General features: G+C 56.6%; 24 protein-coding genes. 15 read left to right on the top strand and 9 right to left on the bottom strand.

The window, feature by feature from the left end; all coding sequences use genetic code 11:
• Nucleotides 1-95 precede the first annotated feature (95 nt).
• Entirely contained in the window at nt 96-476 is a 381-nt protein-coding gene (locus VGK48_05545) for a hypothetical protein (protein HEY2380629.1), read from the bottom strand.
• A 149-nt stretch (nt 477-625) separates the two neighbouring features.
• On the opposite strand from VGK48_05545, the gene VGK48_05540 reads away from it, so the two are divergent.
• Nucleotides 626-1,021 (top strand): PilZ domain-containing protein, encoded by a 396-nt coding sequence (locus VGK48_05540; GenBank protein HEY2380628.1) that lies wholly within the window; start codon nt 626-628, stop codon nt 1,019-1,021.
• Here VGK48_05540 and VGK48_05535 read toward each other — a convergent pair.
• Genes VGK48_05535 through VGK48_05525 form a run of 3 tightly spaced genes read right to left on the bottom strand, consistent with a single transcriptional unit; the run spans nt 1,018 to nt 4,539 of the window.
• Entirely contained in the window at nt 1,018-2,361 is a 1,344-nt protein-coding gene (locus VGK48_05535) for an ATP-binding cassette domain-containing protein (GenBank protein ID HEY2380627.1), read from the bottom strand. The genes VGK48_05540 and VGK48_05535 overlap by 4 nt on opposite strands.
• On the bottom strand, nt 2,362-3,720 hold the full coding sequence (locus VGK48_05530) for a hypothetical protein (protein HEY2380626.1): 1,359 nt from the start codon (nt 3,718-3,720) through the stop codon (nt 2,362-2,364).
• Nucleotides 3,721-3,732: 12 nt separating this feature from the next.
• Nucleotides 3,733-4,539 carry a DUF4159 domain-containing protein gene (locus VGK48_05525; GenBank protein HEY2380625.1) on the bottom strand — a complete coding sequence of 269 codons (807 nt, stop codon included), beginning with the start codon at nt 4,537-4,539 and terminating at the stop codon, nt 3,733-3,735.
• A 62-nt stretch (nt 4,540-4,601) separates the two neighbouring features.
• On the opposite strand from VGK48_05525, the gene VGK48_05520 reads away from it, so the two are divergent.
• Together VGK48_05520 and VGK48_05515 are read left to right on the top strand one after the other, a co-directional pair.
• A complete protein-coding gene (locus tag VGK48_05520) occupies nt 4,602-6,980 on the top strand; it encodes a glucan 1,4-alpha-glucosidase (protein ID HEY2380624.1) in 2,379 nt (792 codons plus the stop codon).
• Nucleotides 6,981-7,022: 42 nt separating this feature from the next.
• Nucleotides 7,023-8,153: a hypothetical protein gene (locus VGK48_05515; protein HEY2380623.1), complete on the top strand. Its 1,131-nt coding sequence runs from the start codon at nt 7,023-7,025 to the stop codon at nt 8,151-8,153.
• Between the two features lie 94 nt (nt 8,154-8,247).
• Here VGK48_05515 and VGK48_05510 read toward each other — a convergent pair whose 3' ends face one another.
• The 4 genes from VGK48_05510 to VGK48_05495 form a co-directional block, all read right to left on the bottom strand.
• Complete coding sequence (locus VGK48_05510) at nt 8,248-8,472, bottom strand: hypothetical protein (GenBank protein ID HEY2380622.1); 225 nt, start codon at nt 8,470-8,472, stop codon at nt 8,248-8,250.
• Between the two features lie 209 nt (nt 8,473-8,681).
• Nucleotides 8,682-9,674: a hypothetical protein gene (locus tag VGK48_05505; GenBank protein ID HEY2380621.1), complete on the bottom strand. Its 993-nt coding sequence runs from the start codon at nt 9,672-9,674 to the stop codon at nt 8,682-8,684.
• A gap of 12 nt (nt 9,675-9,686) precedes the next feature.
• Entirely contained in the window at nt 9,687-10,085 is a 399-nt protein-coding gene (locus VGK48_05500) for a DUF6152 family protein (protein ID HEY2380620.1), read from the bottom strand.
• Nucleotides 10,086-10,132: 47 nt separating this feature from the next.
• On the bottom strand, nt 10,133-10,570 hold the full coding sequence (locus VGK48_05495; protein ID HEY2380619.1) for a hypothetical protein: 438 nt from the start codon (nt 10,568-10,570) through the stop codon (nt 10,133-10,135).
• A gap of 116 nt (nt 10,571-10,686) precedes the next feature.
• On the opposite strand from VGK48_05495, the gene VGK48_05490 reads away from it, so the two are divergent.
• A complete protein-coding gene (locus VGK48_05490; protein ID HEY2380618.1) occupies nt 10,687-11,322 on the top strand; it encodes an HD-GYP domain-containing protein in 636 nt (211 codons plus the stop codon).
• On the opposite strand, the gene VGK48_05485 is transcribed toward VGK48_05490, so the two are convergent.
• Nucleotides 11,319-14,027 carry a CHAT domain-containing protein gene (locus VGK48_05485; protein ID HEY2380617.1) on the bottom strand — a complete coding sequence of 903 codons (2,709 nt, stop codon included), beginning with the start codon at nt 14,025-14,027 and terminating at the stop codon, nt 11,319-11,321. The genes VGK48_05490 and VGK48_05485 overlap by 4 nt on opposite strands.
• 108 nt (nt 14,028-14,135) lie before the next feature.
• Between VGK48_05485 and VGK48_05480 the strand changes: the two genes are divergently transcribed.
• From VGK48_05480 to thpR, 11 genes are read left to right on the top strand one after another with little or no spacing between them, the layout of a single operon-like run.
• On the top strand, nt 14,136-15,083 hold the full coding sequence (locus tag VGK48_05480) for a MoxR family ATPase (protein HEY2380616.1): 948 nt from the start codon (nt 14,136-14,138) through the stop codon (nt 15,081-15,083).
• A 7-nt stretch (nt 15,084-15,090) separates the two neighbouring features.
• Nucleotides 15,091-16,254 (top strand): DUF58 domain-containing protein, encoded by a 1,164-nt coding sequence (locus VGK48_05475; protein ID HEY2380615.1) that lies wholly within the window; start codon nt 15,091-15,093, stop codon nt 16,252-16,254.
• Entirely contained in the window at nt 16,251-18,356 is a 2,106-nt protein-coding gene (locus VGK48_05470) for a DUF3488 and transglutaminase-like domain-containing protein (protein ID HEY2380614.1), read from the top strand. Before VGK48_05475 ends, VGK48_05470 begins: the two co-directional genes overlap by 4 nt.
• Nucleotides 18,357-18,374: 18 nt before the next feature.
• The gene (locus tag VGK48_05465; GenBank protein ID HEY2380613.1) at nt 18,375-20,021 is read left to right on the top strand and encodes an AarF/UbiB family protein; all 1,647 of its coding nucleotides are present in this window, start codon (nt 18,375-18,377) and stop codon (nt 20,019-20,021) included.
• Nucleotides 20,022-20,068: 47 nt separating this feature from the next.
• Complete coding sequence (locus tag VGK48_05460) at nt 20,069-20,296, top strand: hypothetical protein (GenBank protein HEY2380612.1); 228 nt, start codon at nt 20,069-20,071, stop codon at nt 20,294-20,296.
• A 24-nt stretch (nt 20,297-20,320) separates the two neighbouring features.
• Complete coding sequence (rimO, locus tag VGK48_05455; protein HEY2380611.1) at nt 20,321-21,676, top strand: 30S ribosomal protein S12 methylthiotransferase RimO; 1,356 nt, start codon at nt 20,321-20,323, stop codon at nt 21,674-21,676.
• 12 nt (nt 21,677-21,688) lie between these two features.
• The gene (locus VGK48_05450; GenBank protein HEY2380610.1) at nt 21,689-21,874 is read left to right on the top strand and encodes a DNA gyrase inhibitor YacG; all 186 of its coding nucleotides are present in this window, start codon (nt 21,689-21,691) and stop codon (nt 21,872-21,874) included.
• Entirely contained in the window at nt 21,849-22,334 is a 486-nt protein-coding gene (locus VGK48_05445; protein HEY2380609.1) for a phosphatidylglycerophosphatase A, read from the top strand. Before VGK48_05450 ends, VGK48_05445 begins: the two co-directional genes overlap by 26 nt.
• A gap of 8 nt (nt 22,335-22,342) precedes the next feature.
• Nucleotides 22,343-23,365: an IPT/TIG domain-containing protein gene (locus VGK48_05440; GenBank protein ID HEY2380608.1), complete on the top strand. Its 1,023-nt coding sequence runs from the start codon at nt 22,343-22,345 to the stop codon at nt 23,363-23,365.
• A gap of 2 nt (nt 23,366-23,367) precedes the next feature.
• Complete coding sequence (locus tag VGK48_05435; GenBank protein ID HEY2380607.1) at nt 23,368-24,609, top strand: competence/damage-inducible protein A; 1,242 nt, start codon at nt 23,368-23,370, stop codon at nt 24,607-24,609.
• 44 nt (nt 24,610-24,653) lie between these two features.
• On the top strand, nt 24,654-25,196 hold the full coding sequence (gene thpR / locus VGK48_05430; GenBank protein HEY2380606.1) for an RNA 2',3'-cyclic phosphodiesterase: 543 nt from the start codon (nt 24,654-24,656) through the stop codon (nt 25,194-25,196).

Genomic DNA, 25,196 nt, shown 5'->3' with positions numbered 1-25,196 from the left:
TCCTCTGCCGCCGCCGGCTGCTCCGGTTCTTGCGTGAAACGCCGCAGATTACGCCGATTCGTTTGCGGAATTCGGGTAATCTGCGGCCGGGGCTCTTAGCAGCAGCAGGGTGTGCAGCAGCAGGAGCTGATGCTCAACGCGCCGCCCGCAACCGCCATCAACTCGCTGTCCGAGAGCGACTCGCTGCCGGTACCTTCGGGTGGTTGTGAGACAAAATAAAACGGGATGTTCCCTTTCTTCTGACCTTCAACCCACAGCTGGTAGGCGCTTTCCGCTGTCGAATCATTAATACCGAGGGCGTTCGGTGTGCCTGGTTGCAGAAGGGTTACCGAGGCTTTTCCAGTGTCCAACCCATGCTCCTTCAAGACCGCAGTGGGTTCTTTTTTGAAACGGTCCAACAGAGAAGGCATTCCCCAGATTTGCACCATGAGGTTGCCGTAACGTTGCAGGAATTGAGCTTGTGTGATTTCAGCCATATATCTCCTCTGGAATTGAGTTGGCAAACAATTTACGTACGGGACGATCGGGATCATAAGAAGGTGACGTTTAATAAGCAAGCTGTCAAATCGATCCGGGATTTAACCGGCCGCTAATGAAATATGCTCACGTGCCGATAAGATCTTAAATGGAACGCCGGCGATATATCCGTGTCAGTGCTCTACTCCATGGAGAAGAACAAGTGATGATCGAGATTGGAACGGAGTGGGTCTGCGCCACTATCGTAAACCTCAGTGCAGCAGGAGCGTTGTTGAGGCTTCCGCATTGCGATACTCGCCTTTTGGCCGGCGATACCTTCAAGCTGTTCTTCGACAATGGTGGCCAATCCCTTCAGCTGACAGCCACGGCCATCCGGACAGATGGAATGCAGATCGGCTTTAAATTCTCCGGTTTGAGCCCGGATTCAAGGAGAGCCATCGAGACCAAATTGATCCGTCTGGCGGTTGTCTCAGCGCGGATCAGTCCGATTGATGGGAATGAGGTGCCTCAGGAACCTGAGATTTCGCAGCCAATGCCAATCTAAATAACCCCTTCCGGTGCGCGGGTCATCTGCAGGCAGCTCTCCAGGATCAGTCCCAGCGGCGCCGCAAAGTCCCGAAAGGCCGATTCGTCTTCCGCCGTAAACGCGTGGCCGCCGTTTTTATTCAACAGCTGGGTCACCGCAAAAACATGCTTCTGCCGGTCAAAAATCGGCATGCAGAGGATGCTGCGCGTCGTATAGCCCGTCTGGCGGTCGACATCCGGGTTAAAGTCCGGGTCGCGGTATGGATCCGGTATGTTCCGCGTCTCTCCGGTAGCGGCGACGCGGCCCGCAATGCCCGTGCCGATCGGGATTTCGATGACCAGCGGTTCACTGCCGCCGCTGTGGGCAATCTTTGAACGGAGTTTGCCTGCGCCTTTATCGACCAGCAAGATCGTCGCCCGCTCCGCTTGAAGCAGGTCCCGAATCTTCAGAGTGACCGCCTCCAACATCTGGTCGAAAAGCGCACCGACTGCCTCGGCTCCCGCAGCTTCCTGGTGCGTGATGTCCACCACCTTCAGGAACTGCTCGAATTCCGACGTGATCTGGTCCAGCATTTCGACAAACTGATGTGAGGAGAGACGTGTGACATGCCGGATCAATTCGCCTTTACGCGAAAGCTGAGCGAACGCCGCCAGCATATGGCCGGTGTTCGCGACCATTCCCGCGGCAAACGACGTGAGGCGGCCGTCTTCGAGCGTCACGATGCGGTCGGCAATATCGAGAATACGGTTGTCGTGAGTCACCAGCAGGATCGTGCAACTCTGCGCTCGCGCAAGGTTCTGAAGCAGCTCGACAACTTCGCGACCGGATTTTTTGTCGAGCGCGGCAGTGGGTTCGTCCGCGAGGACGATCTTCGGCTTGCGCACCAGCGCCCGAGCGATCGCAACGCGCTGCTTCTGGCCGCCCGACAGACGATCGGGCAAATAGTCCACCCGGTTTTCCAGACCGACAGCGCCCAGCATTGAGAGGGAGCGCTTTCTTGCTTCCGACTGGCTGAGTTTATCCAGTCCGAGGGACATCTGGACGTTCTGCACGGCCGTGAGGGCATCAATCAGATTGTGAGCCTGGAATATGAATCCGATATTCTGCCGTATCGCCACAAGCTCTCCCGGTGTTGCGCCGTTTAACTCGTGGCCCAGAACCTTGACGCTGCCTTCTTCGATCGAGCGGAGAGCGCCGCAAAGCGTCAGCAACGTCGTCTTTCCCGAGCCCGACGGGCCGGTCAGAATGACGATCTCGCCCGGGTAGATGTCCAGCGAGATATCGTACAAAACCTGTTTTCGCAGACTACCGCTGCCATAGTAATGATTGAGATTCTGGATCCGAATGACGGCTTCCATTTATTGAGCGGGAGACTCGAGCACAACGCTCGAACCAACGATGGAGAGCCAGCGCGCGACCGTAATATCGGCGGGAGTTCGAGCCTGGGCGAAGAAGCACTGCAATGAGCCGACGGCCGAACCGGAATCGTTATCCATCTCGATCACGGCTACCACCCCCTGAGGATCCTTCCTGAACTGCATCGTTTGAACCGTGGGCGCAGGCGCCGGTTCGAGCAACTTGTTGGCTAGTGTGGCGGCACTGGGCCGCCACATACAATAATCCTTATTTCGAGGAGGCAGACTGGAACCCGGCAGAGTTCCATCCTCGATCAATTGAGCTTTGTCGATCCTTCCCTTCCAGGCTTCAGGCTTGAACCGCAACCTGAATTCACTATCGCCGGTTTCACTCAAATTCGCCTGCGCCGGCGCCGGGCGCCAGGACGGTGACGCGGGAGCAAGCGGAGGGAATTCGGGTTGACGGTCATTTCTTCGGTCATTTCGGACTCCATCATCAGGACGAGGTACCGTAGTTTCCTTTTCGGGCTCCGTGTCTCCGAATGAAAGGTGGACGCTGGACGAGGCCTCTTTGCCGTCGGAGAGGATCGAATATGCCGACGAGCCGAACGAGCCCTTGTCTTCGTACCTTTCTCTCGCATCACGAGGAACCAGAGTATTGTGACAGATCAAAAATTGGTATGTGACGTCGTCCGCTTTGACGGCCTTGCAATCCCAATGATTCGTCACCGTCGGATCATACCGGTCATCATAGGTCCGCGCCTGCAGCGTATAGACCATATCGCCTGTTTCACTCCGGACGTGAAACAGGTAGGGGAGGTCGAAGGTGTATGCCCTGCTCTGCGGATCGAATATCACGCTCGCAGGCGCATTCAGGTTTACGTCGATCTGGTCGAACCGTATTTTCCCGGCCTCGGCACGTTCAATGCTTTCCCCGACTGGAAATTCAGTGGTGACCCTGAGCGCCGCGCGCTGCCCGCCGCACGCGCCCTTGAAGATGTAGACGGAGAGATCGGCTTTCACTTCGTCCAGTGTTTTGTGGTACCAGTCGCCTAATTTGCGGTTTTCATTGAAGAAGGCGACTTCCCGCCATTCGCCTTTATCAGTGATCAGATCGGAGCATTGAACCGGCTGCGCGGCATCGAACACCCGTTTCAGGTCTGAATCGCGAAAACGCCCGAAGATTTTCTGTAAGTCGTCGAAGAATTTCGCGCTGTAATCGCCCCGCGATGGCTCAGTGGAAGGGTCATGCGAGAGCTCCTCTGGAGGTGGGAGCTGCCGCTCGTGCTGCGCGTGGGCAACGGCCACCGGCAACAGAACAGCAATTGCCGAAAACGCCAGCGTTATCCCCAGGGATTTCATGACTTCGCTATTTTAGTGCGACATTGCATATACGACAACGTTCGAAACAAACCGGAAGGCATAGGCCGAATATTCGGCTGGGTATTGGGGGTCATCGGCCCATTCCAGACCGTCGCCGAGATCCGTGTTCCAGGCCAGCAAGACGATGATGCGGCCGCGGCCATCAAAAACCGCGAAAACTTTGGGGATTTTGCCGGAAGGGCCATTCTCCCATTGATCGCATTCGCTGCACTCTGCGATCGAATCGTTGGTTACCTGGATGATTTTCGGGATGTCGTAAAAGCAGTGAAACAAAGGATGCGCCGTGGTCAGTTCGACCGGCTTCGCGTCCGGAATGACGCGCCGGAGCTGTTTCATGAACTGCTCGAATTCCTCGTCCCCGTGAAAATCGTCGGCAAACCACAGGCCCCCGCGCACCAGAAATCTCCTCAAATTATCGATTTCCCTCGATCCCAGCACCATTTGCTCGGGTTCAACCGAATAGACGATGGGGTAATCGAACAAGGCCGGACTGGCGGGATCGACCAGAAGGGGTGGCCCAACATCGATGCCTGTCAGGCGGCGGAGCAAGGTTGTGAGGTGATCATCCATGTTGGGATAGTCGGTATACCAATTCTTTATGAAATCCGGAACGCCGCCGGGATAACGCATTCGCGCAAACTGGAACTTGACTACCTTTCGAGTGACAGCATTTACCGGCGCTGCGGCCGCTACGGCGTACCAACCCAGTAAAATCGATATGGCGATAATCGCCAATCCCGTGCTGAACCCAAGGGTTTTGACGAACCGTCCGCGGAATTGTCTGCGTTTTTCGACCATCGCGCGTCCCCGGAGCAAGAAGCATTTGAGCTTCCATGCGCGATGTGGGATCGTGGATGGAAATGACTAATTCTGTTCCTCCCGGCCGCCCCGGCATCTCTCCGACATGGACATCCAGCGCCAAAACAGGTGCAGGAACTTCGGCAGGGACGAACAGCCGCGTGTGGTTCACGATTTCGCACGGCATCCTCGATGAAGTTTATTTTCCTTTTATCGACCAGCCGAACACACGCGACCTTGGACTGCTCATCACGGACGGTTCCCGCTTCTTCTCCGAGGAGAAACGGGACACCGAGAGCACCACTACTCCGATCGCGCCGGGTGTGCCCGGCTATTTATTGACGAATACCTGCAAAGAGGGCCGCTACCGGTTACATAAAACCGTGATCGCGGATCCCCGCCGCGATGTCGTGCTGCAGCATATCCGCTTTGAAGCGTTGCAGGGCGCAATGCAGGACTATCACGTGTATGCGCTGCTGGCGCCGCATCTCCAGAACCAGGGATTCGGAAACCGCGGCTGGACCGGCCGGCACAAGGGCATGCCGATGCTTTTCGCGCAACGAAACTCAACCGCCCTCGCGCTCGCCTGTTCGACATCTTTTTCCGCAATGAGTTGCGGCTATGTGGGCTTCAGCGACGGCTGGCAGGACATCAGCACGCATAACCGCATGACGTGGTTCTTCGACGAAGCCCTCGATGGAAATATTGCGCTCACCGGAGAAATCTCGCTTCCCTCGAATGGCGAATTCACGCTGGCTCTCGGCTTTGGACGCGACGGTTCGGAGGCCGGCCAACAGGCCTTGAGTTCACTCATCCAGCCGTTTGAGGACGCCGTTGAGATGTACGTTGAAGACTGGCAGCATTATCAAATGAAGCTCGAGCCGCTCGACAAGTCGTCGAACGGCATCAACTACTATCGGGTGAGTACGGCGCTGCTCAAAGCGTGCGAATCGAAAGATATTCCCGGCGGTATCATCGCAAGCCCTTCGATTCCCTGGGGCTTCGCGAAGGGCGACAACGATCTCGGCGGCTACCATCTGGTCTGGACTCGCGATCAAGTCGAAGGTGCGGGCGCGTTACTGGCTTCTGGCGACCTCGAAGGCGCATATCAGGTGCTGGTTTACCTTCTCTCAACGCAGGAACCCGACGGTCATTGGCCGCAGAATATGTGGCTGGAAGGCACACCCTATTGGACCGGGATACAGATGGATGAAACGGCCTTTCCAATACTCCTGGCGGACGCGCTCCGCCGCGCAGGCGGTCTCCACAAGCTGGATGTCTGGCCGGCAGTGCGCCGGGCGGCAACGTATCTTGTCTGCAATGGGCCGGTGACTCCCGAAGATCGTTGGGAGGAAGACGCCGGATATTCCCCGTTCACACTTGCCGTCGAAATCGCGGCGCTCCTGGCGGCGGCAGACTTCGCCGATGAAAGCGGGGAGTCCGGCACCGCCGCGTATCTGCGCGAAACGGCAGACATCTGGAATGGGAACATCGAAAGATGGACTTACGTCAACGACTCCAGCCTGTGCAGGCAGCACGGAGTTGACGGATATTATGTGCGTATCGGATCCGCGGATGTCGCCGATGCGGCTTCGCCGTATCTCGGTTTTGTTCCAATCAAGAATCGAACCCCGGACCAGAGTTCCGAAAGGGCGGCAAACGTGGTCAGCCCCGATGCGCTGGCATTGGTCCGATTCGGACTGCGTGCGGCCGACGATCCACGCATCCTGAACACGGTTCGCCTCATTGATGCCACATTGAAGAGCGACACAAAGACCGGCCCGGTCTGGCATCGCTACAACGAGGACGGTTACGGCGAACACAGCGACGGCAGTCCATTTGACGGCACCGGTACCGGACGCGGCTGGCCGCTGCTCGCCGGCGAGCGCGCCCACTACGAAATTGCCCGCGGCGACATGACCGCGGCAGAGCGGCTGCTTCACGTCCTGGAAGCGCAAACCAGTCCGGGAGGATTCCTTCCTGAACAGGTCTGGGACGCAGAAGATATGCCGCAACTCGAACTCTTCAATGGCAAGCCGTCGGGCTCAGCCATGCCCCTCATGTGGGCCCATGCGGAATACATCAAGTTGCTCCGTTCTCTCCGGGATGGACGCGTGTTCGACATGCCGCCGCAAACAGCACAGCGTTATCTGATCGATAAGAAAACGGTTAAATACGTCGTGTGGCGGTTCAACCAGAAGAGTACTTCCGTTCCGGCCGGGTTTACGCTCCGCATCGAACTCTTGACGCCTGCAACTGTGGTGTGGACGTCCAGTGTGTGGACTACACAGAAAGAGAATCTGACCATTCCGACCAATGTAGGTGTCTGCTTCGTCGATATTCCCACAACCGGGCTGGCGCCGGGAACGAAGCTGGAATTCACCCTCCGTTGGGCCAACGGCGAGTGGGAAGGCCATAATTTCGACGTTCAGGTTCTGTGATACTGTATCGCCACATCAAGAATAGAGTGGAGGTCTTCCTGCATGCGGATCCGATTTCCTTTCGCGCTGCTCTCGATTATCGCGGCGCTCGTGTTCTCTTCAACGGCACTGCGCGCTGCCGACACGCTGCCCAACCAGCTTCCGGACGATGCATTCTGGAAACTGATCGATAGTTCTTCCGAGGATGGCGGCGCTTTCCAGTCCGAGAATTTCCTTTCCAACGAGACCGGATTCCAGGCTGTAATCCCGACCCTCCAGCAGACGACGAAACCCGGCGGCGTTTACATGGGTGTCGGGCCCGAACAAAACTTTACGTACATCGCCGGAATCCGGCCGAAGATGGCGTTCATTGTCGACATACGCCACCAGAACATGCTCGAACACATGCTCTATCGGGCGGTATTCGAATTGTCGCCCAATCGCGCCGATTTCCTCGCGCGGCTGTTTTCAGTTAAGCGGCCTGCAGGGTTGACCGAAAAATCCACAGTCGACGACCTCTTCAATGCGTTCGCGGCGGCAGAGCCGCTGGACAATGCTGCGTTTCAGAAAAATCTTCAGGACATCAAAGACCTCCTCCTCACAAAACACAAGTTTGGCCTGACGCCTGAGGATCAAGACGGTATTGCGCATGTCTATACCGTGTTCCACAGCTTCGGTCCGGAAATGGATTACAACTCCGGCGGCAGCTTGCGCGGACGTGGACGAGGTGGAATGCCGAACTATACCGAATTGATGGTCGCAACCGATCTGAAGGGCGAAAAGCGAAGCTATCTTGCAAACGAAGAGCATTACCGCTTTCTGCGGGATCTGGAAATGAAGAACCTGATCGTCCCCCTGACTGGAGACTTCGGCGGACCCAAGGCTATCCGGTCGGTTGGAAAGTATTTGAAGGATCACAACGCGACGGTTACTGCGTTTTACTTATCCAACGTTGAACAGTATCTGTTCCAGGGAAATGGCAATGAGAACGGCGGCTGGACGAATTTTTATAACAACGCCGCCACTCTACCGCTGGATGCATCAAGCACGTTTATCCGATCGGCAGGGGGTGGCGTCAGGGGATTCGCTGGAGGCGGAATGCGGGCGCCGAACGTACTGGCGTCAATGCAGGAAACACTGGCCGCGGTGAAGAGCGGTCAGATTCGGTCCTATATCGACCTGTTCGCCCTGTAAAATAGGGTCCAAATGAAATCTGGGGGCTGACACCGGATTCTGCTTTGCGAATCTGTGTCTGTCCCCAGATTTTTCGTTAAGGCTACTGCCGGTCTTACTTCTTGTCCGTGGAACTTGTGGTCTTGCTGTCGTTCGTCTTCTTCGTGCTGGTCTTTTTCTTCGGCGTAGCTTTTTTCGCGGTCTTCTTATCCTTGCTGTCGGTTGTGGTCTTCTTGGCAGGCGCCGTCGATGATCCGGTACCGGCGGTCTGGGCTAAGGCAGGCATAGATAGGGCAACAGCGATCACGGCTGCAAACATCATGGTCGTAAGCTTCTTCATTGGTCTCTCCCGATTTTCATTACTGCCAGGGTAACAACCATGACAGCGAGTCCAATGTATCGCCGCGACCATTAAGAACCCATTAGGTCAAAATTAACTTCCCTTAATAAAAAGAGGGGGCAAGAGAAAAAAGGGGGCGTCTCCCTATTTCCGCTGAAGTTCGCGGAAATAGGGAGACGCCCCTTTTTTTCTCTTTGTAGAAATACCGGCTACTGCTGCCGGAGCAATACGGGCTCTCCGAAGTCATCTTTCAGGTGATTCAGATACTGATTGTTCCCCTGGCAGATGTACTCGATAAGTTCGCCTGTAGGATTCCACTGAATATCCCACGCGACGCTCCAGGGCTTGGTATAAGCGCCCGGATCGTCAATGAGAGCCTGGTAGTGGAGCGTGCCCTTGTTCGGACGACTGAATCGTTCGACGACATGCAGCTGGTCCGTATGCGGGTGGCCGAAGTAGTCGATTGTGGTTCCTTCGTTGAAGCCCACGATATCGACGACGAGCGTCTGGCCGTTGTCTTCATAATGGCCGACAGAGTGGCCCATCCAGAGATGGGAGCCATCGAAGCTTTTCGGTCCGGGGTGCGGACGGCCGTCCATATAGATCTCGCGCCAGACGTGTGTTCCACCTTCATAAACGATGAAGACGCGCTTTTCGGAAGGGATCTGGATGATCTCCATGGGATACGGCGTAGCCTGCATGCGGGGTCCACCCGGAGGAGTGCACATGCTTTCCGGATCGTACTTCGTCTCGTTCATCGAATGATAATTATAGAGAGCTGCAGCCCAGGGCTTAAAGGGGACCCACGGCTCGGAGGGAGCTCCGCCGCGTTGCCCGCCGCCACCTCCACCACCACCACCGCCTCTGCCACGCTCGGCGCCCGCTGGAGGCGCTGGAGCAGGAGGCGCGCCGACGACGATGTTTCTGGCGCCCATGTTGGTAATATAGGGCAGATTCCAGATGCCTTTCTCGCCGGCTTCACGGCCGAGGTTCACGGTGCCATCTGCCAATTTCGGCGCGGGCTGGCTGAGCAATGGATTGTTGCCGCGACCGCCACGACCACCACGGCCAGCCGCGCCGGCCGGGGCACCGCCAGCTGCGGGCGCAGGAGCCTGCTGGCTCAGCGCAATTAAAGTCATTGCAACGAGCCACGCAACAGCGATGCCGAAAATACTCAACCGACCAAGTAAACGCTTAACCACTTCAAATCCTCCTTACGGGTTGGTGCCTTCACTCGATGCGGCGCTAAGTTTCTTGCCGTTGACAAGAATGTTGCGTGCGTTTCCACGGTTCGTACCATCCTTGGCGCGGGTGCCTTCGACGGTCACGACCATACCGACTTTCATGGTGTCCCGCGTCCAACCCTGACGGACCAACGCGACGGGATTACCGGTCTCAAAGCCCCAATTCTGGACCTTTCCGGTCTGGGTATCTTTCACATCGATATAGAACCAGCTATGCGGGTTCGTCCACTCGATCTTCGTCACGGTGCCCGTGAAGTTAACCGGCTTCGTCGCGTCGAATTCGGCCGAAAAAGAATGATGTGCAAGGACCGGCACGGCGGCCAGGACGAGCAATACGAAGCCAAGAGTGACGGCGTTTACTTTGGCCATTTTACTTATATCCTCCAGTTGATTTAGGTCACTACAATATCAAATTTTTACTGCATTACTGCTTTAAATTCACCTTTTTGCCCACCTAAGGCAACGGTGCCGCTGAGGTGTTTATTAAAGGCGCCGATGTTCTCGAGCTTGCCGTCGAAAACAAGGTGGACGGCCTTGCCGCTGTCGTCTTTCGTGTCCACTTCAAAATGGACGAGCCAGGGTTTCGCCCCCTCCGTAACGACCTTGGGATTTGGCAGCGTCACGGTCAACTTCTGTAAAGCCGCTCCGTCCGGGCCGGGAGTATAAGTGCCGGTGACGAGATCTTTTTCGTTCTCGTAGTTAAACTCAATCAAGAGGTGGTTTTCTTTGCCTTTTTGAATCCACCAATCCCCGCTGAACGTGCCCTTGAGGGGATAGCCATACTGCGCGAACGCCGGTACAACCATGGCGAGAACCGCCAGAACGGCGGCTGCGCGCACAAACTTTGCTTGCATTAACTTCTTCCTCCTTACAGACCTGCTTGAGGTTATCGAGCAGGATATTACAGCCTAAAGTCCTGCCTGACAACTGCCGATATGACGGAGTACGACTAATTTGACCTGGAGGATACATGCAGCGGTTTGCTTTGGAAACGTCGCAACTTACACCGGCACAGACGCGCTTTCACATGCTCAAGATGGAGGATACCTTCCGGGAGCAGGTGCTGGCGATGGCCTCGACGCTCGTATCGCTTGTGGACCTCCGGGATTGCTACACCGGCGGACACAGCACGAGAGTCGCGGAATACAGCCATCGGATCGCCGTCGAACTCGGCATGACCGATTCGGAAACGGAAATGGTGCTTATGGCCGCCTCATTACACGACGTAGGCAAAATCGGTGTGCCGGACCACATCCTGTTGAAACCAGGACGGTTGACCGAGGACGAGTTCGAGTACATCAAGAAACATTCCGAGTTCGGCTGGATGGTCCTCAGAAACGTCGAAGGTTTCGAAGAGGCCAGCCTCATCCTCCTTCATCACCACGAACGGTTTGATGGCGCAGGTTATCCTGGTGAACTCGCGGGAGATCAAATCCCCTTCGGCGCCCGGATCGTCGCTGTCGCAGACACCTATGACGCCCTTACAACGAATCGTCCATATCGCCGCTCGCAGGAACACGAAAAAGCCGTCAATGAAATCGCGCGTTGTGCGAACACTCAGTTTGACCCGCGCGTCGTGGATGCTTTTCTGCGCGCGTTTGTTTAACGCGCGCCCGCCAGAATGAACTGCGCCCAGTCGAGCGGATGGGGAAACTCGCGCCTGAGGCACTCCTGAGCTATCGATAGCGCTTCCTGCCTGCTCTTTCCCGCCGCCGGCCATTCCGAGTAGAAGAGATCAAAGAAGCGCACGGACGGTTCCGGACGTACCTTCCATAACTCCATCAAAACAGAACGGCAACCGGCGTACAGGCAGGACCGCAGCAAACCCAGAAAACCATCCACATCGGCACTGCCATTCATCGAAGTCTCCGCTGAACAGATGGACAACAGGTTCGTTTGCCATTGGGCGGCATAGATATCCGGCACACAGGATGCGCCGTCGGCAAACTCGAGACGCGAAAGCACTGGGTTGTCCTGCCTCAAAGCCACCCGCGCCTCGGTATGGACAAAACTTGCCACCAGACTGGCAGCGGGCCTGGTAACGGCATGCAGCGGAGCCTTTTCCGTTACATCCTGCCGGTCCAGACAATACTTCAGAACAGAAGCGCTCGGTGCATAAGACACATCGAATAAATCGGCGACATATCGCTCGCCGTCAAAGAAGGCATGGAATGGGACTCGATGCAGGACTCCGTGCGGAACAATGATCAACCCCGATGTATTGATGAACGGCATGACGGGCTGGATCAGTTCGCTGTAAAAATTCCGCAGCAGGTCGTCCGTCGCTGCACGCTGGATCGACACGTCCGACTTCTTGTTTCGAATCAGGGCGGAGAACCGTTCCAACTGGTATTGAAGACGCCCCGCCAGAAACTGCACCCGCTTGGTCGGAGTCACGTGCCGGACGACATGGAAGGTTGAGGCGGAAATAACGAAGGCCATCACTTCGTCGCGCGCAAAGAAATATTCCAGAACAGTCGTGTCTTCGGGAAGCGCCTGTTGAAGCTCCTCCAACCGCACGCTGGATGCGACCTGGAGGGAAACGTACTCAGAATCGGACCTCGAAAGTTCGTTCAACGTCCGCGCTAACTCGTCTTCTCTCAGTTCAACCTGTGCGTCCTGCGGCAATCCGGGCGTGGCCAGAAACTCCGGACGAAAACGCATGTAGGAACCGTTCAGTTCCGCCCGCAGACGATCGACGCGAGTAATCAGGGCTTCGTCGGCCTTGCTTCGAACTGTAGGAAGATGAGGCGCCAGAGCGTCGATGAACACCTGTGATTTTGCTTTCTCGCACCAGGTAAAGGCTTGGGCTGCCGGTTCCGAGCCGTCACCGCAGTCCAGCGCCAGGTACACCAGCGATTCGAACACCCCGGCTTTGTCCTTATAGAAAGTAATGCCCAGTTCATCGTGGTGCAAATGGGTGTGACGCAGTTCTATTTCCCGCGCCGCCCGTTCATAAAGGACACGTGCCCGCTCGAATTGCCGCTCCCCCTCCGCAACCTCGGCCGATAAGGCGTAACAGGCGAAGAGAAAGACTGAAATCTTCGTCTGCCCGGCCAGTTCCTCCACCCGGCGTGCATGAAACTCCGCTTCGTCGGGCCTTCCCAAGGCCATCGAAACACGGCCGAGCAACACGAGCGTGATCAGGCGCTTTGTGGAGTACCCTAACTCCTCGAACTTCCCATCCGCCGCAGATGCCAGGGAGTAGGCCTCCCATAACCTGCCGATCGAGAACAAAACCTCTGCCCGATACAGATCAAGCTGCGCCATCCAGAACATGCTGCCGCCTGTTCTGAGGACGGTCTGGGCTTCTTTAAATGCTGCCAGAGCGTCGCCGAACTGCCGTTTCTGCGTGAGCGCAACCGCTCCGAAGGCGATCGCCTTTCCCTGCTCGTGCGGCATGTCGAGTTCAGCGAAGGATCGTGCGGCAGATTGAGCCAGGATCAGCGCGTCCTGCGGAAGGCGCAGCTGGACGTAGATTTCCGCCTCATCCAGGTCGCACAAGGCGGCGTGCAAACGGCTTCCACTGCCTGAAAACATTTGCCGGGCGTCGCGGTAAACGGTAAGCGACTGGCTGAGACGGCCCGAAACGAAATAGAGATATGCTTTGTTGTATATCGCATGTGCCCGCAAATCATCGAGTGTGAGTCTTGTGGCGATCTCGTCACAGTCCTCATACATTTTCTCGGCCTCGGAGAAGCGGTCCAGAACCGTGAGCGCATTCCCCAGGTTTAGACAGGCTTGAGCCAGCCCGCGCTCTTCACCGGTCTTTCTGAACAATTCAGCGGCTTCCAGGTGGCACTGAAACCCGCGCGTGTGGTCGTCAAGGCGCTGATATACCGCCCCCAGGTTCGTCGCCACTTTCGCCAGTGATGTGTCGTCGCCGCTTTTGCGGAAGAATTCCTGCGCCTCACGCGCAACGGCAAGAGCTTCTTTGGACTGCCCGGTCGTCGAAAGAGCGACCATGAAGCCCAATCGCATCCGCGCAGCCCGCTCAAATTCTCCCGCTTGCTCGAGCGCCGGTATCGCCTGCCTGCTATAGATGAGAGACTCGGCAGGCTGCTCGTTCGCATTCAGAGCCCACGCCATCATGCACCACGCTTCCCTCAGGAAACGGCGATCGCCGGAGTCCTGCGCGAGGGTCAACGCCGATCGCGCCGCTGCGACACTTTCTTCAGAGACCGAGTTACGGGGACGCCCGCCATATAAGTTGGACTGGCGCACTCGTTTCCACAAGTCGTCGATTGCCTGATCGAGTTCAGATACACCCGTCTCCATGTGCCTTATTTCGGCAAATGTCAGGTGTTTCATTATTCGTTTTTCGTTAAAGTCCGATCCGCTTCTGCCGATAAAGCAGGAGAGGGTCAGTGCGGCTGAAAATCTGAAAATGTCCCTGTGCTAGAATCGCTTCGGACCACAATGGAAACGCTCGAAACAACGGCCAGGGAGAAGATTTTTGCGCTCCGCGACGCCATCGGAATCACGGTTAAAGGAAAACAGGAAACCATTAACCTGGCAATCGTTGCGTTGCTGGCCGAAGGCCATCTGCTGATCGAAGATGTACCCGGCGTCGGCAAAACGACACTGGGACACGCGCTCGCCCGCTCGCTCGATTGCGAATTTCATCGCATTCAATTCACCAGCGATCTTCTCCCCTCGGACGTACTCGGCGTTTCGGTCTACAATCCCAGGTTGAGTGAATTCGAGTTCAAGCCCGGACCGATTTTCGCCAACATCGTCCTTGCCGACGAAATCAACCGCACGACGCCCAAGACACAAAGCGCGCTGCTGGAGGCGATGAACGAAGGTCAGGTGACGATCGAGAACCGGACGTATCCCCTGCCGCGCCCTTTTATGGTTCTTGCCACGCAGAACCCGATCGAACATCACGGAACGTACCCGCTTCCGGAATCGCAACTGGACCGCTTCCTGATGCGCATCAACATCGGATATCCCGATCCGGCCGCAGAGAAAGAAATCCTGAAGAGATTTTCCAACTCGGGCAACCGGCTCCCCGGAGAAGCGGTATTGAGCCCGGCTGAGGTTCTCTCCTTGCAGGACGAAAGCCGGAAGATTCACATCGAAGAATCGCTCGTCGATTACATGATCGAGATCGTGAACCGCACGCGTTCGCACTCCGAAATCGAACTCGGCATCAGCCCGCGGGGAACAGCCGCGCTTTTCCGGGCCGCGCAGTCAATGGCTATGCTCGAGGGCCGGAGCTTCGTGGTCCCTGACGATATCAAGAAGCTGGTGCACCCGGTTTTCGAGCACCGCCTCGCGATGATCCGTTCGGGTTCCCGAAGCCATCGGGACGCAGACTCGGTTCTGCAGGAGATCGTCGATCAAACGCCTGTCCCCGCATAAGTTGATCATGACTCCAATGTGGAAGAATTTCCTGTCGGCGATCGGCATGCTCGCCGTCGCGTTGATGTCGGCCCTTTACTCGTCGAGTGCGGGGCGCGATGGCCGGGTTGCCGCCGCTGCGACATCCGCGTTCATTGCGCTCGGCATCGCAATCTGGGTCGGGATCAAATTCGTTCCCCGGCTGGCATCCAGTGTGGATTGGGAATGGCTGCCTTTCTTTTCGCATTATCACGTTACGCGGGAAGGCTGGATGTACTTCGCTGCCGTAACAGTCGTCATATTTGCTGCGATCAACACAGCCAATAATCTCCTGTATATGGTGTTGTCCGCGTTGCTGGCCGTCCTGCTGCTCTCCGGTTTTATGTCGGCATTGAATTTCCGATTTCTGCGTCTCGATGTCCGGCTGCCCTCGCACTGCTTCGCCGGCGAACCATTTCCGATTTCCGTCCAGGTAAGAAATCACAAACGTTTCTTCCCGAGCTTTTCCATCCAACTCGATCCGGTGGAAAACACCGCCATTCGATTCTCCACCCTTTATCTGCCCGCCGTGAGGGGTGCGGGAAAGACATCTCTGACGGGCCAGGCGCGGCTGATGAAGCGGGGGCGCTTTCTGAGCCGCGAATTGAAAGCGTCATCCCGGTATCCGTTCGGTTTCTTTCTAAAGGATCGGACTTACGCCGCTGACACCGAATGCATTTGCTATCCCGAAATCATTCCGCCGGATCGGATGGACATTTCGGCCCTCGATTTGCAAGGTGAAAACCAGAGATTCGAGAGGGGACTCGGTCACGATCTCTACATGATCCGCGACTACGTGCCCTCGGATAGCGCCCGCCACGTTCACTGGAAGGCATCCGCGAAAACGTCGGTGCTCAAAACCCGCGAGTACGCCGCCGAGGAAAGCAGGCGACTCCTTCTGGCCTTCGACCGCTACGGGCAACCCGGCGATGCGGAAAAATTTGAGCAACTGGTTTCCTATACCGCATCGCTCGCCTGTCACCTGATCAATGACGGGATCGAGGTCTCCATGATCTCCGACGACTGGCGGACCGCCCAAGGCAACACGGCAACCACGCTCGATTCCATTCTGGAGTATCTGGCGCTGGTCCAGATGTCGCCTGCGGCAGATCCGCCACGCTACGAAGGCGCTTACAGGCTGTCGATACGATGAAACGATACTTTCAGATTTCGTGCCATGCTCTGATGACCAGCGCATTTCTCGCGCTGGCATTTACGGGACGGCTCGACGCGCCGGCCATCGTGGTTTTTACGGCAGGCCTCGGCATCAGCGTTTACCGCACTGTTAAGGGGCTGCCGGCTCCGCTGTCGCCGCGCGGCGCGTTCTTACTGTCCTGCGCGTACATTTTCTTTTTCCTCCTGGACAGCATCATCATTTCCCGTTCGTTCATTTCAGCATCGATCCATCTTGTCCTGTGCCTCCAGCTTGCCAAGCTTTATCAGGAGAAATCGGATAAGGACTATCTGTACCTCATCATTCTGTCGTTCCTGCAGATTCTTGCGGCAGCTTCCCTGACGATCGACATCTCGTTTGCAGCAACGCTCTTTTTATTTCTTGTTGCTCTGGTTTCGACCTTGATGAGCTTCGATATGTACCGCTCGGAGCGAACGGCGCCGGCACGGGCAGAGGACGCCGGAGTGCCTCTGACCGGCATGAGTGTCTGGGCGACGATCTGGATCATTTTCACGGGAGTGGCGCTCTTCCTTACCATTCCGCGAATCGGAACAGGCTATTTTACGCGCGCGGCCACGCAGTCATTGCTGGTGTCCGGCTTTACGGACCGTGTTCAACTCGGCGAAATCGGCGAGGTGAAACGCAGTACGGCGGTCGTGATGCACGCCCGTCAGATCAGCGGCAAACCGTTTGACGTTTTGAAATGGCGGGGAATCGCACTGGACCGCTTTGACGGGCATAACTGGTCCAAAACGAATCGAAGGCATATGCCGCTGGAAGAATCTCCTGATGGTGTGTACTCGATGCGTCCCGTCGTCGACACGCGCGACACGGCGAGCTATGAAATCCTTCTCGAGCCGCTTGCAACCAGCACACTATTCGGTCCCCATGAAGTGCGCGCGATATCGGGCAAATTAGTGGGGATCGAGTATGACAGTGACGAGTCTTTATACCTGCGGTTTCCCACCGCCCGGCGAATCCAGTATCAAGTACTTTCGGAGATACCGGTTCGAAGCCGCATGCGCGATGCGAGCTTGAAAGAGGAGGCAATTCCGGCAGAACTCAGCCGGCGCTACCTGCAACTGCCTCTTGGAATTGATCCCAGGATCACTCAGCTTGCGAATGACATAACAGCGAAAGCCAAGTCCACGATGGACAAAGCCTCTCTCGTCGAGACGTACCTCAAAAAGAATTACAAGTACACGCTGGACCTGACCTGGACGCCCGGACCGCAGCCGGTGAGCACGTTCCTGTTCGAAGCGAAATCAGGACATTGCGAATATTTCGCGTCCTCGATGGCCATCCTTTTGAGATCCGCCGGCATTCCAACACGGCTGGTCAATGGCTTCCTGATGGGTGAATACAACCCGGTCGGACAGGACTATATCATTCGCGAATCGGATGCACACAGCTGGGTCGAGGTATATGTTCCGGGGCATGGCTGGGTGGAATTCGATCCGACGCCGCCGGATCCGAATCATCCCGATCTGAATCTCGCCCGGCAAATGGCCCAATATTTCGATGCGATGGAGTTTTTCTGGAACTCATATGTGATTGTTTACGACTCCAACACTCAACTGCAGCTCTTTCGCAGCGCTCAAGACCGCATCCAATCCCTGCAAACGACACTCCGCGACAAATCGGACCAGTGGATGGTTCAAGGGCAGAGATTTTCGGACCGGTCGGCCGCGTCGATCACGAGGGTTATGCAGATGCCGGCTTTCTGGGTGGTAGCGGTCCTCGGCATTCTCGCCGGTGCCGCCTTCAAACAGCGGCGCGCTCTGCGTACTCAGCTGCAGATCTGGCGGCTCCGGCGGGGGCGCGGCGCGGTGAACGAGGAGGTCGTGGAGCAACTGTTCTATCGGGCGGCAAAAATTGCCGGCCGCCGGTCACCCCAGCGGCGCGCCACGGAAACCTGGCGTGAATGGATATTCGATTTGCCCGATTCCCAGGGGAGATCTATTCTGACTGGATCGCTGGAGATTTTTGAAAAGGCGAAATACGGGCGGCTGTCCGTTTCCGCTGCGGATTTTGCGCTCCTGGAGGAATCCGTACGGAAGCTTCGAAGCGCCCGCGGATAGCCGGTCAGGCCATTATTAATGATTCTCCGAATCTTCGTCGTCTGGTACCGGCTCTCGCCATTCCTGCTTGCATTCCTGCGCGACAGGCGGCGGTGGATTCTTGCCGGGCCGCCGCGCTTTCAAAGCGACGATGCGCACCGCGCCCGCGCCAGACGGCTCACTCGAACGATCGCATCGCTGGGCCCAAGCTTCATCAAGCTCGCCCAGGTTTTCGGCATTCGCGCCGACATCGTCCCGCCCATTTACGTGGAAGAGTTCGCCAATCTTCACGACCGCGTACCTCCTTTCCCCACCCCCGAAGTCCGGAAACGAATCGAATCGGAGTTGAAACAGCGGATTGATGACGTTTTCGAATCATTTCAGGGCGAAGCGCTGGCTGCAGCTTCTTTAGGACAGGTCCATCGGGCGCGGTATCGCGGACAGGAGGTCATTGTCAAAGTGCTTCGCCCCGGCGTCGAAGAGCTGGTGGCGACGGATATCCGGGTTGTTCAAAACCTAGTGTTCATTCTCGAGCAGTTTATCGATCACCACATCATCCGGTCGACCCGCACCATCATCGACGAATTCTCAAGAGTGATTGCCGAGGAAATGGATTTTCTGCACGAAGCGGACAACGTGGAGCGTTTTGCCGAGCTTTACCGCGACAGCAGTTTCGTCATCATTCCCAAGGTCTACAGAGAGGTTACGACGACACGCGTGCTGGTCATGGAGTTCTGTGAGGGTTTTCGTATCGACGAAACACAGGAAATCGTTCGTCACAAGATCGACACGCGCAAGATGATCGAGAACCTTATCGAGTTTTACGGCGGCCAGCTTCTGATTCACGGTCTTTTCCACGCCGATCCGCACCCCGGAAACATTCTGGTGCAGCCCGACGCGCGAATCGTTCTGCTGGACTATGGAATGGTCGTCGAGATCACGCCGGAATTCCGGCAGGAACTTGTCCGCGCTGTGATTGCGGCGGTCCGGAGCGACGTCGACGGCGTCATCGATGCTGCTTACAAGCTGGACATGCTCGAAACCGACGTCAGCCCGTCGACCCTCAGTGAAGCGGCGCACTCCATCATCTCTATTCATCTCGACAAACGCCTGACGCAGCGGCAGATTCAGGAGCTTTCGTTCCACATCGTGAATACGTTTTACCGCTTCCCTTTGCGATTGCCGTCCAACCTGGTTTACATCCTGCGCACCGCGGTCCTTATTGAGGGCCTTGGGATCGCTTATGATCCGCATTTCAACAGCCTGACTACGGCGATTCCGATCTATAAAAAGATTCTCGAGCGCTCGCTTGGCCCCTCGGTATGGCCGACGGTCAAGGACACGATAACGAAAGAAGGACTCGCTCTCTACACCCTGCTCAAGGACATGGAGAACGTCTTCGCCCGCGCCGGACGCGAACAGCTGCGCATCCGGATTCACCCCGCGGATATGGACGGCCTGGAAAAATTCATATCCCATCTGTTCCGCCGTGTCGTGATGACCATATCCGGGGTCGGGCTCGCTGTCGTGACAAGTATTCTCTATCTGAAAATCGGCAGCCTCCTGCTGCTCGCACTCGGCCTGCTCTTCAGTTTCTGGCTGATCACACTGGTATTTCTCCTGCCGAACCCGCAGCGATATCCTTTCCGCGTCCGCCGCGCCCGTAAAGCGGGACGAATCCTGTAACCGCGGGCTTTATGCCCGCGTTCCCCCTTTCTGGTACAATTGGGAACATGGCCGAAGAAGCGAAAGAGCAGGACGCCAGGTTGAGCGATCAAGTGTGGGATTGGCGCAATACCGTCACGGACAAAGTCCTTGGGCTCTTTCCGCGCAGGACGGCCGAGCACCTGGTCAACGCTCAAAAAGAGGGGCTTCTTGCGGTACGCTCGCTGCTCGATCGTGGAATCGACCTCCTGGACAAGGATTTAAAGCGAGTCCATGAGCGTCCGCCGCGCCAATAAGGCGCCAACAGTCAGTAACTAAACATGCCGGATCAAAAAACGCCGAAGATCGGGTTTGTCAGCCTCGGCTGTCCTAAAAACCTGGTGGATAGTGAAGTCATGCTCGGGACGCTTGCCCGGCAAGGCTACTCCATCACTCCTCAAAAAGAAGATGCGGACGTCATTGTCGTGAACACCTGCGGCTTCATCGACAGCGCAAAAAAAGAGTCCATCGACACCATCCTCGAGATGGCGGAACTCAAAAACAGCGGTAACTGCAAAAAACTGGTCGTGGCCGGTTGTCTTGCGGAACGTTATCGAAGCGAGATTCAGAAAGAGATTCCGGAAATCGATTTCATTTTCGGACCCGACGAACTGGGGCGCATTCTTGAAGCGGTCCAACTGGAGTCTTCCGCTGCTGCACCTTCCGTCACGATCGACGCCCTGTATTCATCGAAGGAAATCCCGACGATTCCGCGCATGCTGACGACGCCCGCGCACATGGCGTATTTGAAGATCTCCGAAGGCTGCGATCACGTTTGCACATTTTGCGCGATCCCGGGCTTCCGCGGCCGCTTCCGGAGCCGGACAACCTCCGACCTGATCGCCGAAGCCCGCAGGCTTGCGGAGCAGGGCGTACGTGAACTGGTCATCGTGTCTCAGGACACCATGGCTTACGGGAAGGATCTCGGGATGCCGAACGGAATCACCGAACTGCTCCGGCAACTCGTCAAAATCGACGGGCTGAAGTGGGTCCGGTTTCTGTACTGCTACCCAAACATGGTTTCGGACGAACTCGTGCAGCTTGTCGCAGAGGAGAAACGCCTCTGCAAGTACTTCGACATTCCCTATCAGCACGCAAGCCGCCCGGTTCTCGAACGGATGAAGCGTGGCGGGCACCGGGAAGCTTACGAACGGCAAATCGGGAGCATCCGAAGGATCATGCCGGATGCCGGCCTTCGCACGTCTTTTATCGTCGGCTTCCCCGGCGAAAGCGAACAGGATTTCCAGGAAGTGCGGACGTTCACCCGGAATGTCGGCTTCGATAACGTCGGCGTATTCCTCTATTCCGACGAAGAAGGAACCGGCGCATTCGATCTCGATTCGAAAGTAACGCGCGCGGTTGCGGCACGCCGGCGCAACACTTTAATGAAGGAACAATCGAAGATTTCCAGGAAGAAACTGACCGGGATGGTCGGAAGAACGGTTGAAGTTTTATTGGACGGCGCATCCGATGAATCCGATCTGCTGCTGCAGGGCCGAATGCAAACGCAGGCCCCGGAAATCGATGGACACGTTTTGATCAACGATACCGGCGATAAACAGGTAACACCCGGCGGGTTCTATGATGTCGAAATCACTGACAGCCTCGAGTACGATCTGATCGGAAAGATCATTTGATCGAGACGGCGAATGAAGTGTCCGACCTGCAACAAAGAAACCGAATACACGGCCAATCCTTACCGTCCGTTCTGCAGTGAACGCTGCAAGCTCATCGATCTGGGTAAGTGGGCCGGCGGAGAATTTCGGCTTCCTACGAAAGAAAGGCCGCCTGAAGAGACCCACTTTTCCAATGGAAATCGCGAAGACGAGGACTGATTGGGCTGCAATCTGCATTGCAACCGCCGGCGGCGCAGGCTTTGCGCCTAAAGCTCCCGGCACCGCCGGGTCCATTGTCGGCGTCGCGGTATATCTTCTGATCGAAGCGATGCATGCCGGCGCTTATTATCCGCATGCTATAATTTTTCTCTTCATCGTCGGCATCTGGGCTTCGTCACGCGTTGAACATCTGTGGGGACATGATGCTCAGCGGATTGTCATTGATGAAGTTGTTGGGCAGATGATCACGTTCGCAATCGCCGCCGGCAGATATCAACTTTCGGCATTTTATGTTTTGCTGGGATTCGGGCTCTTTCGGTTATTCGATATCGTGAAACCCTTTCCAATCCGGCGCCTCGAACGATTGAAAGGCGGGCTGGGCGTGGTCGCTGACGATGTGGGTGCAGGGTTGTATGCGCTTGCACTACTGACACTGATTCGTCGCATATTCGTTGGATAATCGATAAAATGGCGGACATCACCATCAAGAACGTCATGCCCAGGGCCGCGCTGCCCGGAGGCGAGGTCGTGATCGAGTATTCCGGCCGGGAACTGGCAGGAACATCTCAGCCTCAAGTCCGGTTCGGCGATTTTTCCGCTCAGATCACCATGGCGTCGAGCGCGCAGATCATTGCGAAGGTCCCCGAACACTCGGCCGAACTCGGAACCTCGGAACTGGTAGTCGCCACCAACGGCGACACGAGCAGGCCCTTTCCTTACGAGATCGGAAAAAAGATCGCCTCAAACCTTCACCCGGTGGCCAATCCGGCCATCGATGGCGACGGCAATATCTACGCGACCTACAGCGGCAGGCGAGGCCAGAAAACTCCGGTATCGATCTACAAGGTGACGCCGAAAGGCGCCGTAACTTCGTTTGTCACGGACATCATGAATGCGACCGGCCTGGCGTTCAACCTGAACGGTGAGCTCTACGTCTCCAGCCGGTTTGAAGGCAATGTCTATCATGTCGACCGTTCGGGCCGTACGGAGATGTTCATCGAAGGGATGGGAATCGCCACCGGCATTGCCTTCGATCATGACGCCAACCTTTATGTAGGGGATCGAAGCGGCAGCATCTTCAAGATCAATGCCTCGAAGGAAGTCTTCGTTTTTGCGACGCTCGAGCCGAGCATCGCGGCCTATCATCTGGCGTTCGGTTTCGATGATTATCTTTACGTCACGGGTCCCACGACATCGAGCTTCGATTCCATTTACCGGATTTCCCCGAGCGGCGCGGTGGAACGCTTTTTCACCGGCCTCGGCAGGCCACAGGGCCTCGCCTTCGATATCGAGGGCCATCTCTACGGGGTGGCCTCATACCGGGGGCGCCGTGGTATCTTCCGTTTCCGCGATCCGAAGAAACCGGAACTCGTAGTGGCGGGCCTCAGCCTCGTGGGCCTGGCTTTCGATCTGCAGGACGGGTTGATGGTGGTCGACTCGGGTTCGCTATACCGGGTACGCCTCGGCGTCACCGGAAAGCCATTACCTTAATCATGGTCTCTGCTGAAATCATCGCGATCGGTTCCGAGCTTTTGACGCCGCGTTTCAAGGACACTAATTCCCTGTTTTTAACCGAACAGCTCAACGCGGTGGGAATCCCCGTGGTGATGAAGACGATTGTCGGCGACGACGAGACTTATATCGAGTCCGCCGTGCGGAATTCTCTGGCGCGCACGCCTGTTCTTATTACGATCGGCGGGCTGGGCCCGACCGAAGATGACGTCACCAGAAAAGTCATCGCCCGCGTTCTGCAGCGGCAACTCGTACTCAACGACGACATCCTGGCGAGACTGCAGCGCCGCTTCAAGGCGCGCGGGGTCGAAATGCCCGCCAACAACGCGCGCCAGGCACTCGTGCTGACGGGCTCCGATATCCTGGAGAACCATCACGGAACAGCTCCCGGTCTCTGGGTAAACGCTGAAAAAAATCATGTCATTCTGTTGCCGGGCCCTCCGTCCGAACTGAAACCGATGTTCGAACAAGCCTGCATGCCGCGGCTGCACGAGATGGCCGGCGGTGTGGCGATGGCTCGATCCGTGTTCCGGACGGCGGGGCTGCCGGAATCCACGCTTGACGCCCGGATCGCTCCGATTTATACAAAATACAAAAACCCGGAAACCACGGTGCTGGCCAAACCCGGTCAGGTCGAAGTTCGGCTGACCGCGCGGGGCAAAAACAAGGAGGAAGCCGAACGGCTCCTGAAGGAACTCGGCGACCAGATTGACGAAGAACTCGATGAATTTATCTTTGCGCGCAATGAACAGTCTCTCGAAGAAGTCGTCGGCATGTTCCTGGTTTTAAAAAACGCGACAATTGCCACGGCCGAATCGTGCACCGGCGGCCTTATTGCTGAAAGACTGACGGATGTTCCCGGCAGTTCGCGATATTTCATGTCGGGTGTTGTTTCTTACAGTAATGAATCCAAAATGGAACTGGCGGGAATTCCACCCCTTCTTCTCGAAATGCAGGGGGCAGTCAGCGCCGAAGTGGCCGTCGGTCTTGCCGAAGGAATCCGGGCGCGCGCAAAAACAACGCTTGGTATCGGCATAACAGGAATCGCTGGTCCGGACGGCGGCTCCACTGAGAAACCTGTAGGAACCGTTCATATCGGAGTCGCCACACCAGCCGGAACCGTGCATCGCCACTTTCAGTTCCCAGGCGACCGTGGAAGAGTCCGCTGGCAAGCCTCTCAAGCTGCGCTGGACATGGCCCGGCGCGAACTGATGAAAATGTAATGAGCGGAGCGAATGCAAGCGCGGCAGCGCGCAGCGATCTATAAATGAGACTCTTCATCGCCATCGATCTGCCAGCCGAAGTCCGCAGTAACGTCGCCGACGTTCAGCGGGCGCTGCGTCCACTGGCGGAGAGCGCCAAATGGGTTGCTCCGGAGTCCATTCACATCACGCTGAAATTTCTCGGGGAAGTTCCGGAAAAACAGCTGGACGACATCAACACAGCGATGAACGGGCTGTCATGGAAACCGTTTACAATCTCCGTCCGCGGTGTCGGCTTCTTTCCAGGCAATCGGTCGCCACGTGTTTTCTGGGCGGGAATGGAAGCCCCGACGATGCAAGGCCTCGCGGAGGAACTGGATTCCCGAATGGAACGGCTGGGATTCGAAAGGGAAAAGCGCGCCTTCCGGCCTCATATCACACTCGCGCGCGCCCGGGACACCAGGATCGATTCCTCACTGGTTACCGGCGCCGCGCAATATGAAGAGCATGATTTCGGATCCTTCACGGCCGATCGCTTGTTCGTCATCAAAAGCACGCTGAAATCCACCGGATCGGTTTACGAGAAGTTGAAAGAGTATCTGCTTTAA

The sequence above is a fragment of the Terriglobia bacterium genome, assembly GCA_036496425.1.
Classification (GTDB): Bacteria; Acidobacteriota; Terriglobia; order 20CM-2-55-15; family 20CM-2-55-15; genus 20CM-2-55-15.
This window is presented reverse-complemented; position numbering and strand designations above follow the sequence as displayed.

Bases quoted from the DNA above. Each gene is read 5' to 3' on its own strand.
- VGK48_05545 (HEY2380629.1), bottom strand. From the start codon at position 476: ATGGCTGAAATCACACAAGCTCAATTCCTGCAACGTTACGGCAACCTC.
- VGK48_05540 (HEY2380628.1), top strand. From the start codon at position 626: ATGGAACGCCGGCGATATATCCGTGTCAGTGCTCTACTCCATGGAGAA.
- VGK48_05535 (HEY2380627.1), bottom strand. From the start codon at position 2,361: ATGGAAGCCGTCATTCGGATCCAGAATCTCAATCATTACTATGGCAGC.
- VGK48_05530 (HEY2380626.1), bottom strand. From the start codon at position 3,720: ATGAAATCCCTGGGGATAACGCTGGCGTTTTCGGCAATTGCTGTTCTG.
- VGK48_05525 (HEY2380625.1), bottom strand. From the start codon at position 4,539: ATGGTCGAAAAACGCAGACAATTCCGCGGACGGTTCGTCAAAACCCTT.
- VGK48_05520 (HEY2380624.1), top strand. From the start codon at position 4,602: ATGACTAATTCTGTTCCTCCCGGCCGCCCCGGCATCTCTCCGACATGG.
- VGK48_05515 (HEY2380623.1), top strand. From the start codon at position 7,023: ATGCGGATCCGATTTCCTTTCGCGCTGCTCTCGATTATCGCGGCGCTC.
- VGK48_05510 (HEY2380622.1), bottom strand. From the start codon at position 8,472: ATGAAGAAGCTTACGACCATGATGTTTGCAGCCGTGATCGCTGTTGCC.
- VGK48_05500 (HEY2380620.1), bottom strand. From the start codon at position 10,085: ATGGCCAAAGTAAACGCCGTCACTCTTGGCTTCGTATTGCTCGTCCTG.
- VGK48_05495 (HEY2380619.1), bottom strand. From the start codon at position 10,570: ATGCAAGCAAAGTTTGTGCGCGCAGCCGCCGTTCTGGCGGTTCTCGCC.
- VGK48_05490 (HEY2380618.1), top strand. From the start codon at position 10,687: ATGCAGCGGTTTGCTTTGGAAACGTCGCAACTTACACCGGCACAGACG.
- VGK48_05485 (HEY2380617.1), bottom strand. From the start codon at position 14,027: ATGAAACACCTGACATTTGCCGAAATAAGGCACATGGAGACGGGTGTA.
- VGK48_05480 (HEY2380616.1), top strand. From the start codon at position 14,136: ATGGAAACGCTCGAAACAACGGCCAGGGAGAAGATTTTTGCGCTCCGC.
- VGK48_05475 (HEY2380615.1), top strand. From the start codon at position 15,091: ATGACTCCAATGTGGAAGAATTTCCTGTCGGCGATCGGCATGCTCGCC.
- VGK48_05470 (HEY2380614.1), top strand. From the start codon at position 16,251: ATGAAACGATACTTTCAGATTTCGTGCCATGCTCTGATGACCAGCGCA.
- VGK48_05465 (HEY2380613.1), top strand. From the start codon at position 18,375: ATGATTCTCCGAATCTTCGTCGTCTGGTACCGGCTCTCGCCATTCCTG.
- VGK48_05460 (HEY2380612.1), top strand. From the start codon at position 20,069: ATGGCCGAAGAAGCGAAAGAGCAGGACGCCAGGTTGAGCGATCAAGTG.
- rimO (HEY2380611.1), top strand. From the start codon at position 20,321: ATGCCGGATCAAAAAACGCCGAAGATCGGGTTTGTCAGCCTCGGCTGT.
- VGK48_05450 (HEY2380610.1), top strand. From the start codon at position 21,689: ATGAAGTGTCCGACCTGCAACAAAGAAACCGAATACACGGCCAATCCT.
- VGK48_05445 (HEY2380609.1), top strand. From the start codon at position 21,849: ATGGAAATCGCGAAGACGAGGACTGATTGGGCTGCAATCTGCATTGCA.
- VGK48_05440 (HEY2380608.1), top strand. From the start codon at position 22,343: ATGGCGGACATCACCATCAAGAACGTCATGCCCAGGGCCGCGCTGCCC.
- VGK48_05435 (HEY2380607.1), top strand. From the start codon at position 23,368: ATGGTCTCTGCTGAAATCATCGCGATCGGTTCCGAGCTTTTGACGCCG.
- thpR (HEY2380606.1), top strand. From the start codon at position 24,654: ATGAGACTCTTCATCGCCATCGATCTGCCAGCCGAAGTCCGCAGTAAC.